The sequence below is a fragment of the Mesorhizobium temperatum genome (assembly GCF_002284575.1).
Classification (GTDB): Bacteria; Pseudomonadota; Alphaproteobacteria; order Rhizobiales; family Rhizobiaceae; genus Mesorhizobium; species Mesorhizobium temperatum.
The window spans coordinates 23,739-40,605 of the sequence record NZ_NPKJ01000047.1; the positions used below are offsets into that span (position 1 = coordinate 23,739).

The 16,867-nt window shown below is 64.0% G+C and carries 18 protein-coding genes and 1 tRNA gene; 8 read left to right on the forward strand and 11 right to left on the reverse strand.

Annotation, left to right across the window (positions count from 1 at the left end; genetic code table 11):
* Positions 1–4: 4 nt before the first annotated feature.
* On the reverse strand, positions 5–790 hold the full coding sequence (locus CIT26_RS15420; RefSeq protein ID WP_095493380.1) for a ComF family protein: 786 nt from the start codon (positions 788–790) through the stop codon (positions 5–7).
* 53 nt (positions 791–843) lie between these two features.
* Here CIT26_RS15420 and CIT26_RS15425 point away from each other — a divergent pair, with 53 nt between their 5' ends.
* Positions 844–1,716: a methyltransferase domain-containing protein gene (locus CIT26_RS15425; protein WP_095493381.1), complete on the forward strand. Its 873-nt coding sequence runs from the start codon at positions 844–846 to the stop codon at positions 1,714–1,716.
* Between the two features lie 49 nt (positions 1,717–1,765).
* Here the strand turns inward: CIT26_RS15425 and CIT26_RS15430 are convergent, their stop codons facing one another.
* The 6 genes from CIT26_RS15430 to CIT26_RS15455 form a co-directional block, all read right to left on the reverse strand.
* Positions 1,766–1,945: a Flp family type IVb pilin gene (locus CIT26_RS15430; protein ID WP_095493382.1), complete on the reverse strand. Its 180-nt coding sequence runs from the start codon at positions 1,943–1,945 to the stop codon at positions 1,766–1,768.
* Between the two features lie 99 nt (positions 1,946–2,044).
* On the reverse strand, positions 2,045–2,392 hold the full coding sequence (locus CIT26_RS15435; protein ID WP_095493383.1) for a hypothetical protein: 348 nt from the start codon (positions 2,390–2,392) through the stop codon (positions 2,045–2,047).
* Positions 2,393–2,510: 118 nt separating this feature from the next.
* Positions 2,511–2,933, reverse strand: a complete 423-nt coding sequence (locus CIT26_RS15440; RefSeq protein WP_095493384.1) for a (deoxy)nucleoside triphosphate pyrophosphohydrolase — start codon at positions 2,931–2,933, stop codon at positions 2,511–2,513.
* Positions 2,930–3,709: a GNAT family N-acetyltransferase gene (locus CIT26_RS15445; protein WP_206072770.1), complete on the reverse strand. Its 780-nt coding sequence runs from the start codon at positions 3,707–3,709 to the stop codon at positions 2,930–2,932. Before CIT26_RS15445 ends, CIT26_RS15440 begins: the two co-directional genes overlap by 4 nt.
* A complete protein-coding gene (gene argJ / locus CIT26_RS15450) occupies positions 3,709–4,950 on the reverse strand; it encodes a bifunctional glutamate N-acetyltransferase/amino-acid acetyltransferase ArgJ (protein WP_095493461.1) in 1,242 nt (413 codons plus the stop codon). The genes CIT26_RS15445 and argJ overlap by 1 nt, the downstream gene beginning before the upstream one ends.
* Before the next feature lie 118 nt (positions 4,951–5,068).
* Entirely contained in the window at positions 5,069–5,299 is a 231-nt protein-coding gene (locus CIT26_RS15455) for a putative antibiotic biosynthesis monooxygenase (RefSeq protein ID WP_065008468.1), read from the reverse strand.
* Between the two features lie 110 nt (positions 5,300–5,409).
* Between CIT26_RS15455 and CIT26_RS15460 the strand changes: the two genes are divergently transcribed.
* Complete coding sequence (locus CIT26_RS15460; RefSeq protein WP_095493385.1) at positions 5,410–6,060, forward strand: TetR/AcrR family transcriptional regulator; 651 nt, start codon at positions 5,410–5,412, stop codon at positions 6,058–6,060.
* A gap of 478 nt (positions 6,061–6,538) precedes the next feature.
* Here the strand turns inward: CIT26_RS15460 and CIT26_RS15465 are convergent, their stop codons facing one another.
* The gene (locus tag CIT26_RS15465; protein WP_095493386.1) at positions 6,539–7,471 is read right to left on the reverse strand and encodes a peptidylprolyl isomerase; all 933 of its coding nucleotides are present in this window, start codon (positions 7,469–7,471) and stop codon (positions 6,539–6,541) included.
* Positions 7,472–7,722: 251 nt separating this feature from the next.
* On the opposite strand from CIT26_RS15465, the gene secA reads away from it, so the two are divergent.
* From secA to CIT26_RS15480, 3 genes are all read left to right on the forward strand, one after another.
* Entirely contained in the window at positions 7,723–10,455 is a 2,733-nt protein-coding gene (gene secA / locus CIT26_RS15470; protein ID WP_095493387.1) for a preprotein translocase subunit SecA, read from the forward strand.
* A gap of 370 nt (positions 10,456–10,825) precedes the next feature.
* Complete coding sequence (locus CIT26_RS15475) at positions 10,826–12,226, forward strand: lipopolysaccharide biosynthesis protein (RefSeq protein WP_095493463.1); 1,401 nt, start codon at positions 10,826–10,828, stop codon at positions 12,224–12,226.
* On the forward strand, positions 12,226–13,506 hold the full coding sequence (locus tag CIT26_RS15480; protein WP_095493388.1) for a GNAT family N-acetyltransferase: 1,281 nt from the start codon (positions 12,226–12,228) through the stop codon (positions 13,504–13,506). The genes CIT26_RS15475 and CIT26_RS15480 overlap by 1 nt, the downstream gene beginning before the upstream one ends.
* A 220-nt stretch (positions 13,507–13,726) precedes the next feature.
* Here the strand turns inward: CIT26_RS15480 and CIT26_RS15485 are convergent, their stop codons facing one another.
* The gene (locus CIT26_RS15485; protein WP_425350350.1) at positions 13,727–13,993 is read right to left on the reverse strand and encodes a GIY-YIG nuclease family protein; all 267 of its coding nucleotides are present in this window, start codon (positions 13,991–13,993) and stop codon (positions 13,727–13,729) included.
* Positions 13,994–14,304: 311 nt separating this feature from the next.
* Between CIT26_RS15485 and CIT26_RS15490 the strand changes: the two genes are divergently transcribed.
* Positions 14,305–14,913 carry a hypothetical protein gene (locus CIT26_RS15490; protein ID WP_095493389.1) on the forward strand — a complete coding sequence of 203 codons (609 nt, stop codon included), beginning with the start codon at positions 14,305–14,307 and terminating at the stop codon, positions 14,911–14,913.
* A 125-nt stretch (positions 14,914–15,038) separates the two neighbouring features.
* Here the strand turns inward: CIT26_RS15490 and CIT26_RS15495 are convergent.
* Positions 15,039–15,123: transfer RNA gene (locus CIT26_RS15495), tRNA-Leu, on the reverse strand.
* A 272-nt stretch (positions 15,124–15,395) separates the two neighbouring features.
* On the opposite strand from CIT26_RS15495, the gene CIT26_RS15500 reads away from it, so the two are divergent.
* Entirely contained in the window at positions 15,396–15,983 is a 588-nt protein-coding gene (locus CIT26_RS15500) for a YqaA family protein (RefSeq protein WP_095493390.1), read from the forward strand.
* 57 nt (positions 15,984–16,040) lie between these two features.
* A complete protein-coding gene (locus tag CIT26_RS15505; protein WP_095493391.1) occupies positions 16,041–16,559 on the forward strand; it encodes a disulfide bond formation protein B in 519 nt (172 codons plus the stop codon).
* A 20-nt stretch (positions 16,560–16,579) separates the two neighbouring features.
* Here CIT26_RS15505 and CIT26_RS15510 read toward each other — a convergent pair whose 3' ends face one another.
* On the reverse strand, positions 16,580–16,843 hold the full coding sequence (locus CIT26_RS15510) for a hypothetical protein (RefSeq protein WP_095493392.1): 264 nt from the start codon (positions 16,841–16,843) through the stop codon (positions 16,580–16,582).
* Between the last annotated feature and the right edge of the window lie 24 nt (positions 16,844–16,867).

Here is a 16,867-nt window from a genome sequence, read left to right on the forward strand (position 1 = left end):
CAATCTATATAGTCGCGGACTCGTCGGCCCGAAAGTCCCCCGGCAGCACGCGCGCAAAGGTCAGCACGTCGACCGTCCCGGCACCGCCCTTCTTCAGCGCCCTGGCGACCGCGCGGACAGTGGCGCCGGTGGTATAGACGTCGTCGATCAAGAGCACCCGGCGGCCGGCGATCTCGATCTCGGCCTCCTCCGGCACTCTGAATGCGGCACGCACATTCTCCTCGCGTTCCCGCCGCTCCAGCCCGACCTGCTGGCGGGTGAGCTTGACGCGCCTGATCGCGGAGGGCGCAAAGGGCAGGCCGCCAAGTTGCGATACCGCCCTTGCCAGTTCCGCCGACTGGTTGAACTGGCGCCTGAAAAAACGCCGCCAGTGCAGCGGCACCGGCACGACCACATCGGCCTCCGCGATCAGTTCGGCACCGGCGCGCAGCATCCAGCGCGCCATCCACGGCGCCAGGTCGGTGCGATCCTGGTATTTCAGCCCTTGCACCATCTGGCGGGCCACACCGGAATAAGCGACCGCGGCCCGCGCGCGCTCGAACGGCGGCGGGTCGGCGATCGCCTCGGCCGACAGGAACCCCTCGCCCATGTGATGGATGAACGGCGTGCCCATCACCGGGCACCATGGCCGCTCCAGGAGCCTGAGCTTCGGCCAGCAGGCGCCGCACAGCACGCCGGGCTGCGAGACATGCCGTCGGCAGCCGGCGCAAACCGGCGGAAACAGGATGCGCGCCGGCCAGTCCAATGCCTTTCGAGCGATACTCTTGATATCTGGCATTGGATCGGCCACGTGGTTGCTCCTCCGCCACCCTATATCAGACAGCGGAAACCAGGAACCGTCAGTTGCAACCCATAGTCGACACTTCTCTCTGGCTGGCGCACAAGCGCCGGGCGCTCGCCCGACCGACTGCCGGCGCGGATTTCCTGATGCGGCGGGCGGCCGAGGAGCTTGCCGAGCGGTTGGGCGCCGTCGAGCGCAAATTCGACAGAGCGGCCGTGCTGTTTTGCCAGACGCCGGCGGCGGTCGACGTGCTCGCGACAAGCGGCAAGGTGACGGACATCATACGCGTGGAGGCGGACGCTATGTTCCTGGGCGATGCCGCCGGACTGGTGGCGCCGCTGGAGACCGTGCCGTTCGAGCCGGAAAGCCTCGACCTCGCCGTGTCTCTTTTGTCCCTTCAGGCAATGAACGACATTCCCGGCATGCTGGTGCAGATCCGCCGCGCGCTGAAGCCGGACGGTCTTTTCCTCGGCGCTTTTGCCGGCGCCGGTACGCTTTCCGAACTGCGCGAAAGCCTGCTCGCCGCCGAGACCGAGCTTTACGGCGGCGCCAGCCCGCGCGTCATCCCGTTCACCGACGTGCGCGACGCCGGCGCGCTTTTGCAACGCGCCGGCCTGGCCTTGCCCGTCGCCGATGTCGAGACGGTGACGGTGCGTTATGATTCCCTGTTCGGCCTGATGGCGGACCTGCGGGCGATGGGCGAGACCAGCGCGCTCATCGACCGCAGTAGGCGACCGGGCACACGAAAGCTGTTTGCCCGCGTCGCCGAAATCTACGCCGAGCGGTTTTCGGATGCCGATGGTCGCATCAGGGCGAGTTTTCCGATCGTCTGGATGTCAGGCTGGGCGCCCGACGCCTCGCAGCAAAAACCGCTGAAGCCGGGCTCGGCGAAAATATCGCTGAAGACAATACTGGAAAATCCCGGCGGGCGTTGACCGGATTTCTGTCGACCGGACTTTTATGGATGCTGGTGGCCGGTCGCGATCACTGCGCGAAAGCGTTCACAAGCCTGCTGGAATTGTCGCTGAACAGCCACGCCATTGCGTCAGCGGCCTGGCCGATGCCGCCTATGATGGTCAGCGACAGCACAGTCACGATCAGCCCATATTCGATGGCCGTCGCGCCGGTCTTGTCTTCCCAAAAACGTTGCACCAATGTTCTCATGGCCGTCGATCCCGCTTGCCGGAACCCTAGCGCCGACCTGTTAAGAAAGGTTAATGGCACAGGCTTAACAGGCGGTGAAACGGCTGCTTTAAAACGATGTCAGCAGCCGCCGCTGCGCTTGCCATTGTCGCGTATCACGCAGACCGAACTGGGCAGCGGCTGCAGCACGCTCCTACGCAGCGTGTAGGTCCCACGATGGCCGATCGAGCCCGTGCTTCCAATCGAGCCTGTGCTCCCGACCGATCCTGTGCTCATTCCGTCGAGACCGCCGGCAAAATGGTCGCGGGCGGGTCGCGTCCGGCTGTCGAGCAGGGGCGTCGCGATCAAGGCCAGCGCCACCGCGGCCGAGCCGAACAGCAGCGTGATCCGCAATATGCCCATGCCGGCGTGGACAGCGCTTAAGCTCCGGTCGGGTCGGATCGAATCCCAGTCCCTATCGAGGCTCATGCAACCGCCCTCCGGCGAAGGCCTGAACACGGCCTTCCCACGATTTCCACGCCTCAATTTTTCATAGCGAGATAAATCTTCCATTAACGCGGTCTAAATCGGGCAGTAACGGCACAAGTCACAGAAGATCGATGAGGAATTGGATCAGCGGCGCGTCGGCCGGTGGCATTGGAAAATCGCGCATCTGGCGCGGCCGCACCCATTTCAGCACCTGCCCCTCCTTCGGCTGCGCGATGCCGCGGAAGCGGCGGCAGACAAACAGCGGCATCAGTAGGTGAAAATCGTCGTAGGAATGGCTGGCGAAAGTGAACGGCGCCAGGCAGGGAATATCGGTCTCGATGCCGATCTCCTCGTACAACTCACGGATGAGGCATTCTTCCGGCGTCTCGCCGGGGTCGACCTTGCCGCCCGGAAACTCCCACAGGCCGGCGAGCTGCTTGCCTTCGGGCCGCTGCGCCAGAAGCACGCGGCCGTCGGCATCGACCAGCGCGCAGGCTGCGACCAGGAGCAGGCGCTTGCCGACAGGGTTCACGCCGGTCATGCGTCGGGCGGCCGGCGATAATGGTAACGATAGACTTCGTCGAACCCGAGCGAACGATAAAGCGCCAGCGCCGGCGCATTGTCGGCCTCGGCCTGAAGCCAGGCTTCCCGGGCGCCGCGCAGCCGTGCCCATTTCAGCGCTGACAGGATAATGTGACGGCCGTGGCCCTGGTTGCGTACCGATCTGTCGGTGGCGATCTCGAACAACCCGGCAAGATCGCCATCATGGACGCAAATCAGCGTCGCCAGCGGTTCGGTGCCCTTTTCGAGCGCGAACAGCCCGGCTTCCGGCTGGATGGCGCCGATGATCTCCGACAGGCCCGGCCGCAGCGACACATCCGAGCCGCTTACTTTGAGCGACGCGCCGATGAAGCGGCTGATGTCCTTCAGCGGAATCTGGTCCATGGCGGCATCGAGCTGGGCGTCCGCCAGCGGCAGCCGCATGACCAGCGATTCGTCGAATGTGCTCCAGCCTTCGCTGTCGAGATGTTTGGAAAGGACCGGCCCCGACAGCGGCGATATGCGGAAGGTCAGCGGCCGGCCATAGGCGTCGAAACGGCGGCTGGCGCGGCCAATGCGCTCGGCAATGTGCTGGATGTCGCCGGGATCGAGCGGGTTGACCGAATTCAGCCGCTTGGCCGGATGACCCGCCGTCAGCCGCACCACCCAGGTGCCGTCATAATGGACCGCCGCCGCCGGCCAGGCGCGAAAGCCGGCCGCCTCATAGCGGCGCACGATGGCAAGCACGCTTGCCGGATGTCTGGAAACCAACGCCATCAGCTCCGATAATCGCCGTTGATGGCGACATACTCCTTGGTGAGGTCGCAAGTCCACACCGTCGCCTTGCCGCGGCCGATGCCGATATCGGCATGGATGCGGATCTCGTCGCGCTTCATGTAGGCCGATGTCGCCTCCTCGGAGTAGGCGGCGTCGCGCTCGCCCTCATGCGCCAGCCTGATATCGCCGAACCAGATCGACAGAAGGTCGCGGTCGGCCGGTTCACCGGCCTTGCCGATGGCCATGACGACGCGACCCCAATTGGCGTCCTCGCCGGCGACCGCCGTCTTGACCAGCGGCGAATTGGCGATCGACAGCGCGATGCGCTTGGCCGAGCGGGCCGATTTCGCGCCGGTGACGGTGACCTCGACCTGTTTTCGCGCGCCCTCGCCGTCGCGCACCACTTGCAGCGCCAGCGATTTCAGCACCTTGCCGAGCGCGCGGCGGAAGGCGCCGAGGCGCGCATCCCCGGCATCGGCGATGTCAGGCGCGCCGCGCCTGGATGCCGTGCCGGTGGCGAACATCAGCAGCGTGTCGCTGGTCGAGGTGTCGCTGTCGACGGTGACCGCATTGAAGGTCTTGGCCGTGCCGCGCGACAAAAGATCCTGCAGCACGGGGGCTGCGATCGGCGCGTCGGTGGCGATGAAGGAGAGCATCGTCGCCATGTCGGGGGCGATCATGCCGGCGCCCTTGGCAATGCCGTTGATGGTGACGTCGGCGTCGCCGAGTTTTACGGTCGCGGTCGCCAGTTTCGGATAGGTGTCCGTGGTCATGATCGCCTTGGCGGCTTCGGTCCACAGATCCGGCCTGCCCTCCTTGACCAGTCCGGCGAGCAGATGGCTGAACTTGCCGGCATCCAGCGGCTCGCCGATGACGCCGGTTGAGGCCAGAAACACCTCATCCGGCGTGCAGCCCGCAGCCTTGGCTGCAGCCTCGCCGGTCATTGCCGTGGAGGCTCGGCCCTTGTTGCCGGTGAAGGCATTGGCGTTGCCGGAATTGACGACCAGGACGCGCGCCTTGCCCTGCGCAAGATTCTGCCGGCAGAAATCGACCGGCGCCGACGGGCATTTCGACCTGGTGAACACGCCGGCGACCGTGGTGCCAGCATCGAAGACCATGGTCAGCAGGTCGGCGCGGTTCTTGTACTTTATCCCGGCCTCGGCGGTGGCGATGCGGACGCCCTCGATGTCAGGCATCTCAGGATATTTCTTCGGCGCGAGCGGCGAAATCGTGGCTGACATGAACACCTCGGGCGGGAAAATCGCAAGGGGAACGCCGGTTTGCCCGATAGCGGGCGCCGGCGCAAGGGCGATTTCCCGACCGTTGCTGACGACACCGAACTGCCGCACCACGCTTCCCTCATTGGGCAGGATTGAGGAACCTCCGGAACATCTTCTGCACGCCCGGAATGAGGCCCCAGATCATGATTGCGACCATGAGCGGGGCGATAACCAGCGTGCGCTGCCATATCTCCCACTGTTCGGTCAGCGGGAACACCACATAGAGGATGGCGGTGATCAGCGGATAGACGCCGGCAAGCACCAGCAGGGCAAAGCGGAGGCGCGAGAAGCGGGCGGCGGTCGAGGTCATTGGCTCTCTCCTTATCGTTACGAAACGTTCCGTTATATAAAACGGGCCGTTCCGTTTCGTCAAGAGGTCGTATATGCATGCTGAGGAAACTGCCGATTAGGAAAAAGCTGATGGCTGAGGACGCAGATCGGGCCCGCAAATCAATTGGCGCGCGGCGCAACCCCGACAGCGCCGACGCCATTCTCGACGCCGCCGAGGCGGTGCTGGTCGAGTCCGGTTATTCCAGCTTCTCGATCGAAGCGGTGGCGCGGCGGGCGCGTGCGGGAAAGCCTACGATCTATCGCTGGTGGCCGAGCAAGGCCGCTTTGCTGTTCGACGTCTATCAGCGGCTAAAGCGCGTCGAAAATCCCGATACCGGAAACCTCGAGGACGATCTCGTCGGCTTCCTGAAGAACCTGTTCTCGCACTGGCATGAAACATCGTCAGGCAGCGTCTTCAGATCGCTGATCGCCGAGGCGCAGTCCGATGCGACCGTGGCCGCCGTGCTTGTCGAATACACCAAAGGACGCCATGCCCATACCGGCCAGATGATCGAACGCGCCAAGGCAAGGGGCGAAGTGGCGGCCGACGTCGATTCCACGCTCGTCGCCGACCTGGTCGCCTCCTTTGCCTGGACGCATCTTTTGACCAATCGCCTCAACGAAGACGAAGCGACGCTGCGCAGGGCGGTTGGCTATGTGTTGAAGGGCATAGCCGCTGACGATGCCGGCTCGGTCGACGCCGCGGCGGTCCGGCGGAGGCGTCGACGCATTATAGGATAGGTAGAGAAGCAGAACCATCGTTTGTCGAAGTTTGCGCGCCTCTTGGCTGCTCTCCAGCGTTGGTGGTTGGCGAAAGCCGACGCGGCATCCAATCTCCCCCCTTGCGGGGGAGCTGTCCGGCAGGGGAAGGATCTCGGCTTCATTCCAGCTTGGGTTCCTCGCCCCCACGAAAGTGGGGGAGAGGTGGCTCGGCGAAGCCGAGACGGAGAGGGGGACCGCGCTCTACGAAGCCCCCTCTCCGGCCGCTTCGCGGCCACCTCTCCCCCGCTTCGCGGTGGGCGAGGAACCCAAGTCTTGAGAGGTCGGAGGGACAGCACCCCCTCTGCNGCCCCCTCTCCGGCCGCTTCGCGGCCACCTCTCCCCCGCTTCGCGGTGGGCGAGGAACCCAAGTCTTGAGAGGTCGGAGGGACAGCACCCCCTCTGCCCTGCCGGGCATCTCCCCCGCGGGGGAGATCGGCAGCTTCACCGATGGCTTGCGCTACTTGGTGTTTTCCAGCGCGTCGACCGTCTTCTTCAGCTTCTCGTCCGGGATCTCGACTTTGGCCTCGGCGCGCAGCGACTTGACCAGCGCGATGTATTTGTCGCGGATGACCGCCTGACGGGCCTGGTCCTTGACCTGGTCGAAGGCCGGCGGCTGCTTGGCGCGCTTGTCCTCGACCTGGATGACATGCCAGCCGAACTGCGACTGCACCGGCTGCTCGGTGTATTTGCCGACCGCCAGCGCAAAAACCGCCTTGTCGAATTCCGGCACCATCTGGCCGGGTCCGAACCAGCCGAGATCGCCGCCGCTGGTCTTGCCGCTCGGATCGCTGGTGTGCTCGTTGGCGAGTTTCTGGAAATCGGCGCCGCCGGCGAGCTGCTTGATGATCGCATCGGCCTCTTCCTTCGACTTCACGAGGATATGACGGGCATGCACCTCGTTGGTCGGCGGCGTGTTGGCGATTTCCTGGTCGTAGCGGGCGCGAACCTCGGCATCCGTAACCTTGTCGACGACATCCTTCTCGACCATCTCGCCATGCAGGGCGCGCTGCTGCAGGAACGCCATGCGGCGCTGGAAGTCGGGATCCTTGTCGAGGCCGGTGGTGACCGCCTGGGCGGCCATGACCTTGATTTCGATCGCCGCCGAAAGTGCTGCGGCGCGGCGCTGTTCGGGCGGCATCTGCGCGAACTGCTGCGACAGCTCGCCTTCGGCAAGCGCAAGGTCTGCCTCGGTCAGCGTCTGGCCGTTGATCGTGGCGACCACGGCGTTCGGATCGACCGGCGCGGCCGGTTGGGCGGGGGCGGCCGGTTGGGCCGGGGCTGGTTGGGCAGGCGCAGTGTCCTGCGCCATCAGTGGCGACAGCGACAAAGCCGACAGCCCGAATGCCAGGCCGAGGCTGGCGAGCGACGCGCGGCGGAACAATGAGGACATACGATTAACTCCAATAGGGGATAGCTAGAGCGGGATGGCTTCCAGACCAGCCAGATTGTGGCGGAATTTGGCACGGTCGTCAGGGCGAGCGCGCCGTTGACATCGATTGAGCCCCCTCTTATCTGTCCAACGACTTTGCGTCCAGAACCGTTTTCCGGGCGCTTTTTGCGTTTGTCCGCGTTTCACGTGGATTTGATGGGGCCGCCGGCACCCGTCGCAACGACTTGGAATGCTATCGAAAGGACCATTGAATGGTCAGTTTTGGCGGTCTCGCCCGTAAGGTTTTCGGCTCCTCCAACGATCGTCGGGTCAAGTCGACCCGGCCGCGCGTCGAAGCGATCAACGCCATGGAAAACGAGATGCGGGCGCTCTCCGACGCCGAGCTGACGGCCCGCACGGAAAAATTCCGCCAGGACGTCGCCAACGGCGCCAGCCTCGATGATCTCCTGGTGCCGGCCTTCGCCACCGTGCGCGAGGCGGCGCGCCGCGTGCTCGGCATGCGCCCATTCGACGTGCAGCTGATCGGCGGCATGGTGCTGCACAATGGCGGCATCGCCGAGATGCGCACCGGCGAGGGCAAGACGCTGGTCGCCACGCTGCCCGTCTATCTCAACGCGCTCGCCGGCAAGGGCGTCCATGTCGTCACCGTCAACGACTATCTTGCCACACGCGACTCCGAATGGATGGGCCGCGTCTATAAATTCCTCGGCCTTACCGTCGGTGTCATCGTCCATGGCCTGTCCGACGAGGAACGCGCCGCCGCCTATGCCGCCGACGTCACCTACGCCACCAACAACGAGCTCGGCTTCGACTATCTGCGCGACAACATGAAATTCGAGCGTGCTCAGATGGTGCAGCGCGGCCACAGCTACGCGATCGTCGACGAGGTCGATTCCATCCTGGTCGACGAGGCGCGCACGCCGCTGATCATCTCCGGTCCGCTCGAGGACCGTTCGGAAATGTACAACACCATCGACGCCTTCATGCTGAAGCTCGAGCCGGCCGACTATGAGATCGACGAGAAGCAGAAGACCTCGATCTTCACCGAGGAGGGCACCGAGAAGCTGGAAAACCTTTTGCGCGACGCCGGCCTGCTCAAGGGCGAGTCGCTCTACGACGTCGAGAACGTCGCCATCGTCCACCACGTCAACAATGCGCTGAAGGCGCACCAGCTGTTCCAGAAGGACAAGGACTATATCGTGCGCAACGGCGAGATCGTCATCATCGACGAATTCACCGGCCGCATGATGCCCGGCCGCCGCTATTCGGAAGGCCTGCACCAGGCGCTCGAGGCCAAGGAGCATGTGGCGATCCAGCCGGAGAACCAGACGCTCGCCTCCGTCACCTTCCAGAACTATTTTCGCCTCTACAAGAAGCTCGCCGGCATGACCGGCACGGCGCTGACCGAGGCCGAGGAATTCGGCAATATCTACAATCTCGACGTCACCGAGATCCCGACCAATCTGCCGGTGATCCGTATTGACGAGGACGACGAGGTCTACCGGACCGTCGAGGAGAAATACAAGGCGATCGTCAAGGAGATCAAGGAGGCTCGCGCCAAGGGCCAGCCGACGCTGGTCGGCACCACCTCGATCGAGAAATCCGAGCTGCTGGCCGCGCGTTTGCGCAAGGAAGGTTTTACGGATTTCGAGGTGCTGAACGCCCGCCACCACGAGCGTGAGGCGGCGATCGTCGCCCAGGCCGGAAAACCCGGCGCCATCACCATCGCCACCAACATGGCCGGCCGCGGCACCGACATCCAGCTCGGCGGCAATGCCGACATGCGCATCGCCGAGGAGCTTGGCGATATGCCGGCTAGCCCCGAGCGCGAAGCCAAGGAAAAGGCAATCCGCGACGACGTCGCCCGGCTGAAGGAAAAGGCGCTGGCCGCCGGCGGCCTCTACGTGCTCGCCACCGAGCGCCACGAGTCGCGCCGCATCGACAACCAGTTGCGCGGCCGCTCAGGCCGCCAGGGCGATCCCGGGCGGTCAAAATTCTTCCTGTCGCTGCAGGACGATTTGATGCGCATCTTCGGCTCCGAGCGCATGGACGGCATGCTGCAGAAGCTCGGCCTCAAGGAAGACGAGGCGATCATCCACCCGTGGATCAACAAGGCGCTGGAAAAGGCGCAGAAGAAGGTCGAGGCGCGCAACTTCGACATCCGCAAGAACCTGCTGAAATATGACGACGTCTCGAACGACCAGCGCAAGGTGGTGTTCGAGCAGCGTATCGAACTGATGGACGGCGAAGGCCTCCCTGAAATGATCGCCGAGATGCGCGAGGGCGTCATCGACGAGATCGTCGCCAAGGCTATTCCCGAAAACGCCTATGCCGAGCAGTGGAACGTCGCCGGTCTCAAGGCCGAGGTCGCCGAATTCCTCAATCTCGACCTGCCGATCGAGGACTGGGTCAAGGAAGAGGGCATTGCCGAGGACGACATCCGCGAGCGCATCAGCCAGGCCGCCGAGACCGCCGCCAAGGAGCGTGCCGAGCGCTTCGGCCCCGACGTGATGACCTATGTCGAGCGCTCGGTGGTGCTGCAGACGCTCGACCATCTGTGGCGCGAGCACATCGTCAACCTCGACCATCTGCGCTCGGTCGTCGGCTTCCGCGGCTACGCCCAGCGTGACCCGCTGCAGGAGTACAAGGGCGAGGCGTTCGAGCTGTTCCAGGCGATGCTGGGCAATCTGCGCCAGGCCGTCACCGCGCAATTGATGCGCGTCGAGCTGGTCCGCCAGGCCGCCGAAGCGCCGCCGCCCGAGGCGCCCGACATGTTCGGCAGCCATCTCGACGGCACCACCGGCGAGGACGATTTTAACGGCGGCGAGACCGGACTTCTGGTCCGCCAGGAGACCCACGCCACCGTCGCCCCCGAAAACCGCGACCCGCAAAACCCCGCCACTTGGGGCAAGGTCGGCCGCAACGAGGCCTGCCCCTGCGGTTCGGGCAAGAAATACAAGCATTGCCATGGAGCGTTCGCGTAAGGCGCCGCTTTTCCTTCTCCCCGTTCACGGGGAGAAGGTGCCCGGAGGGCGGATGAGGGGCGGCGTTGACGTCGGCGATTAGCCAATCTCTCCACCTGTGGGGGAGATATCAGGCGGCCAGAGGCGGGCGCTGTCCCGCCGACACCGGAAATGGGCCTTCAGCTCCTTTCCATCAGCTGGCCTGTCGTTTCGTCGCGTTCTGCCGCGAACGGTGAACATGGCACAAAGCCGGCGCCGTCCCTCATCCGCCTGCCGGCACCTTCTCCCCGTGAACGGGGAGAAGGGAGCACTCCCTCCCCACCCAACCGTTTCTTAATGTGTTTTGGCTAGACCCAGCCCCGAAGAAGAAGCCGAAAACGGAGAGTATTTGGTGCGCTTTTCCGCGGCGACGACAGCCGGGCGGTTCCTGCCGCAGCGCCTTGCGCTGCGCGTAAAACCGCTGCTTGGCCGCATCGATGCCGTGCTGTTCACCGCCGACGAGCGTGGCGAAGCCGGCCGCATGTCGCTCATCGCCTTCTCGATCCGCATCGTCAGCGCCGTCATCGCCTTCGCCAGCCAGGTGCTGATGGCGCGCTGGATGGGCTCGTTCGAATACGGCATTTTCGTCCTCGTCTGGGTGACGATGGTCATCGTCGGCAATCTCGCCTGCCTCGGCTTCCACACTTCGGTCATCCGCTTCATTCCCGAATATCGCGAGCGCAACATGCTGGCCGAATTGCGCGGCATCGTGCTGACCAGCCGCCTGTTCGTGCTGGTTGCCTCGACCGCGATCGCCGGTCTCGGCGCGCTCGGCGTCTGGCTGCTCTCGCCGTTTATCGAAAACTACTATGTCGTGCCGTTCATTCTCGGCCTCATCTGCATGCCGATGATCGCCATGTCCGATCTGCTGCAGGGGCTGGCGCGGGCCAACTCCTGGGCGCTGTTTGCGCTGGCGCCGACCTATCTGGTGCGGCCGGTGCTGATCCTGGCGCTCATGGCGCTGATGCTTCTGGTGGGCTTTGCGCCCGACGCCAGGACCGCGATCTTCGCCTCGATCGCCGCCGCCTATGCCACCACGCTCGGCCAACTCATCGGCATCACCACGCGCATCGACAAAAAAATCCCGGCCGGGCCGATGACGGTGCATTTCGCGCAGTGGTTCTTGGTGTCGCTGCCGATCTTCCTGGTCGAAGGTTTCTTCTTCCTGCTCACCAATGCCGACGTGCTGATGGTCGGCGCCTATATGAACCCCAACGATGTCGCCGTCTATTTCGCCACGGTGAAAACGCTGGCGCTGGTGCATTTCGTCTATTTCGCGGTCAAGGCGGGCGTCGCCCAGCGCTACGCGCAATTCACCCATGGCGAGCCCGAAAAGCTAGCCGCCTTCGCCCGTGAAACGGTGTCGTGGACGTTCTGGCCGTCGCTGTTGATGGCGCTGCTGGTGCTGGTGCTGGGCGAGCCGATGCTGAGCCTGTTCGGGCCTGAATTCGTTGCCGGCTATCCGCTGCTGTTCCTGCTGGTCTTCGGCGTCGTCGCCCGCGCCGCCGTCGGCCCTTGCGAAAGCCTGCTCACCATGAGCGGCAACCAGAACATCTGCGCCGCCGTCTACGCCATGACGCTGGTCTTCAACATCGGCCTCAATTTGGTGCTGATCCCGCTTTTTGGCTTGTGGGGCGCGGCGATGGCCACCGCCTTCGCGATGATCTTCGAGGCCGGCGCGCTGTCCTTCACGGTCTGGCGCAGGCTCGGCATCGTCATGGCCATTTTCGTAGCCGCCGAAGGAGCCGCGTGATGGCCGCCATCCCGTTGCTCGAGGAAACCAGCGGCGGCCCGGCCGGCGCCATGGTGTCCGGCCTGGCCGGGCTCGCCCGCGAAGCCGACCCCGCCCATATCGAACTCTTGGCCAACGACCGGCCCGAGCGCAAACTGGCCGTCTACCCGGCCTCGGCCGGCTTCGACCTGGTCGAGGAACTCGACTATCTCTGCACCCGCACGATCGAGCCCAACGTCTTCTTCAATCCGCGCTTCCTGGCGCCGGCCATGCCGCGGCTGGAGGACCGCGAGGTGCGGCTGGCGGTCATCCGCGACGGCAACGAATACCGCAACCGGCTGCGCTTGCTGGTGCCGTTCTCGGTGGAGCGGCCGGCGGTGCCACTCGGCGTGCGCGTCATGCGCACATGGTCGAGCCCGTTCGGCCCGATCGGCACGCCGCTGGTCGACCGTGACGATCCCGTCGGCGTCATCGAGGATTTCTTCTCGATGCTGTCGCGGCCGCATCTCAAACTGCCGAAAGTCTTCGTCCTGCCCGACATCCGGCTCGACGGCCCGGTGGCCAGCCTGCTGACCACCGTCGCCGAGACGCGCGGCCTGACGCTGGTCACCACCGGCAAGGCCGAACGCCCGATGCTCGAAAGCGAGTTCGACGGCGAGGACTATCTGAAGGCCTCACTGCGCTCGCACCACTATCGCGAGTTCCGCCGCCTGAAGCGCCGCCTCGCCGACCTCGGCAGGCTGGAGCATCTGGTGGCGCGCGGACCGGAAAACATCCGCCATGCCATTGAACGCTTCCTGACGCTGGAAGCTGCCGGCTGGAAAGGCCGCGAGCGCACCGCCATGGCCATCGACCGCTACCGCGCCGCCTTCGCCCGCGAGGCCGTGCACCGGCTGGCCGAGCAGGATCTGTGCCGCATCCATTCGCTCACACTCGACGACCGCACCATCGCCAGCCTGATCGTCTTCGTCGAGGCCGGCGTCGCCTATACCTGGAAGACGGCCTATGACGAGACGCTCGCCGCCTATTCGCCGGGCACGCTGCTGATGATCGAGGTGACCAGGCAGCATCTCGACGACCCCAACATCCTGATGACCGATTCCTGCGCCGTGCCCGACCATCCGGTGATGAGCCGGCTATGGACGGAGCGCCGGCCGATCGGCACGCTGGTCATCGGCCTGACGCCGGACGCCGACCGCCTCGCCCGCCAGGCGGCGTCGCAGCTTCACCTCTACCGCGAAACCCGCAACATGGCGCGCCTCCTGCGCAACCGGATAAAGAGCTTGCTGGGACGGCGGTAGGCTTGGTGGTCCTGCTCGGGACCTGGTTTGACAGGTCGGGCCAATCAGCAGCGAACGTCGATATTTCCTGTCAGTGGCAAATCGCAAACCTCTAGGATTAGCCGAAGCATCCCTCCACTTCTTCATCCCAGGGCGGAGCAAGGAGCGAAGCGACGCGGCGCAGACCCTGGGATCCATGCCGTTACCTCGCGGCAGTGCTCCAGGGGGCCAGAACCGAACGCTACCACCCCGTCCCGCGGAAGAGTTCGAACCACTCTGGATTGGTCTTCTCGATCAGGTCGATCTTCCATTGGCGCAGCCAGCGCTTCAGCGACTTCTCGCGCTGGGCCAGTCGCTGCACGCCATAGCGGCTGGTGAAGCGATGTAGATCGTGCCACGCTTCTGGCTCGCGGTGATCGTGGCATAGCCGGTCATGGTGGAAGGGTAGCTGGCACCGTTGCGGATACAAGCGCCGTTCTTGGCCGCAGCATTCTTCGGCGGATGTCACGGAATGGATCCCAGGGTCTGCGCCGCGTCGCTTCGCTCCTTGCTCCGCCCTGGGATGACGAAGCGCAGGGGCTTACGGCTAATCGCAAACGTTGGAGATTGTGCAGCTGGAGGCCGGTCGACAGCAACCGTCAGTCGAAGAACCAAATGACTGTGCAGAGGAACTAGGGCATCAGGATTAATTCTCCCACCCAGCGGAAAGGATTAGCATCAACGCAGTCCCAACCGGGATGAGGCGATAAATTCGGCCGCGCAACCAGCATCATTGCCGCCTCGGTCCTGCACGGCCAGAACAAAAACTGGGAGGAATGCATGACGAAAACAACTTGCTTCAGGCGACGCAGTATTCTCGCTTTGATCGGCCTCATCGGCGCCTGCCTGATTGCGGCCGCAGGTCAGGCCGCCGAGCCCGGCAAGGTCGAGATCGATGCCCTGAAACAATCGCTTTCGAAGTACGAAGACTACAAGGCCGCCATTCGCGACCTCTATCTGTCGACGGTCGGATGCGTTTATTACAGCGGCGAAAAAGTGGCTGGAGCTATGGATTATCCTAAGGGCGCGATGGGCATTCATTTCGTCAACGTCGCGAGCGTCAGCCCGACACCAGATCCGACGCGCCCCAATGTCCTAATCTATGAGCCGGTCGACGGCGGCTTGCGCCTGGTGGCCGTGGAATGGCTTGTTCCGCTGACGCCCGACACCAAGGAGCCGCCGAAACTCTTTGGACAGACGTTCCAGGGGCCGATGGAGGGGCATTATCCGCTTATTCCGGTGGAGTTCTACCATTACGATCTTCACGTCTGGCTGTTCAAGGACAACCCACTTGGAATGTTCAGCCCGACGAACCCCGACGTGAAATGCGACAATTACGCGTTTCCGATGCCGGAGCAGCCGACCAAGATGGTGCCGGGGCCGATGTAATAGCAAATTTTGGCTACGGAGGCCGATCTAATCAGGAAGAACCGGCCCGGGCCTTCAATTGGGGTTATCCCAGGTGCGCCTGGGATAACGTCCCACCGAGCTTTCAAGGTGTCTCGGGTGGAAAATGGTGCCCCTAGCCGGGATCGAACCAGCACTCCTTGCGGAACTCGATTTTGAGTCGAGCGCGTCTACCAATTCCGCCATAGGGGCTCAGGCCGGGCGGCCTGGATGGGCGCGGACTATACGGTTGGAGGCCTGTTCGTCAACTGGCCAATTCCCGACATGCGGCCTTCGCTCGACCCCAGCCTTTCGATTTCGTGTAGCTGCGGCCATTGTGCGGCGCGAAAAATCTTTCTAGACAGGCGGCGCATTGAAGCGCGTCGCGGCTGGAGAAATTCATGTGGCGCGCGTTGGTCTTTGTTTTTATGCATTGTCATCCCAAAACCGCTGCGCATTTTGGGCGACGTGCATCAGGAGTGCCGATGCTTCGCGGACTTTACGACTGGACCTTGTCGCTGGCGGCAAAGAAATCCGCCGAATGGTGGCTGGCCTTCATCGCTTTCGTCGAAAGCTCGGTATTTCTCGTGCCGGCCGATGTGCTCTACCTGCCGATGGCGCTAGCGCGGCCGGATCGCGCCTATCGCTACGCGCTGGTCGCCACGCTGGCTTCCGTTCTGGGCGGCATCGCCGGCTGGTACATCGGCCATTATGCCTACGACACGGTGGCGCGGCCGATCCTCGAATTCTACGGCAAGTACGACGACTTCGAGACACTGCGCGTCTCGGCGGGCACCGGATTCATAGTCCTGATGCTGATCACCTCCGGCCTCGCCCATCTGCCGCCGATCAAGGTGGTGACGATCCTGTCCGGCGTTATCGGCACGCCTTTGCTGCTGTTCATCGCGCTGGCGATCGTGGCGCGCGGCGCCCGCTTCCTGTTCCTGGCCTGGCTGCTGCGCCGCTATGGCGAACCGATCCGCGAGTTCATCGAAAAGCGCCTCGGCATGATCGCCGGCGCCGCCGCCGCTGCCCTGATTTCGCTCTATATCGTCGTCAAATACGCGTTTTAGAGCAAGGATATTCGAATTGACCCATCCTTTGCTCTGACGGGAATGGACGGTAGATCGATGACAGCGACCGTGAATGCCGACAGTGGACGCCAGCGCATGCGGACGGCGTTGGTCCTCGCCGTCGCCATGGCCGCCACCGTCGGCTCGGCGCTGGCCTTCCAGCACCTGGGCGGCTACATCCCCTGCAAGCTCTGCCTGGAGCAACGCACCCCCTACTACATCGGCGTGCCGCTTATGCTGGTTGCGGTGCTGTCGTCGGCGCTGCGCTGGCCGGCCTGGCTGACACGCGGCCTGCTGGCCGTCGGCGGCCTGCTGATGGTCTACGGCGTCTATCTCGGCGTCTATCACTCCGGCGTCGAATGGGCGTGGTGGCCGGGGCCGACCGATTGTGCGGCGGCGGCAGGACCGGTGGATACCGGCGGCAAGGGCGTGCTCGACGCGCTCGACAAATTCGTCCCGCCCTCCTGCGACAAGGCCGCCGTGCGCATCCTCGGCCTGTCGCTGGCCGGCTGGAACGCCATCGCCAGCTTTGTCCTGGCGGTCATCGCCTTCCGCGGCGCCTTTGCCCGCGACTGAGCAAACAGGTTCGGGCTGCCTCAGACCTGCTCGACACCTAGGATGTGCATCGATCCGTGCTCTCCGAGATATGCGGCCAGACAGTCCCAGAATTCGTCGAGCAGGGCCTTTCCGTCGGCGTCAAAGTCATTTCGTGCGATTAGTAGAAGTTTCCCATTGGCATAAGTGCAGCTAGGCCGCTCGTGCCAAGTCCGATGGATGCGAAACTCTTGCTCTATGTCGATGGCAGCTTGCGGACCTGAACCTGGCGCGACGTCAAGGCACTCGATCATGATCTTGTACATGCGTCGGCCAAGCAGCTCAATGTT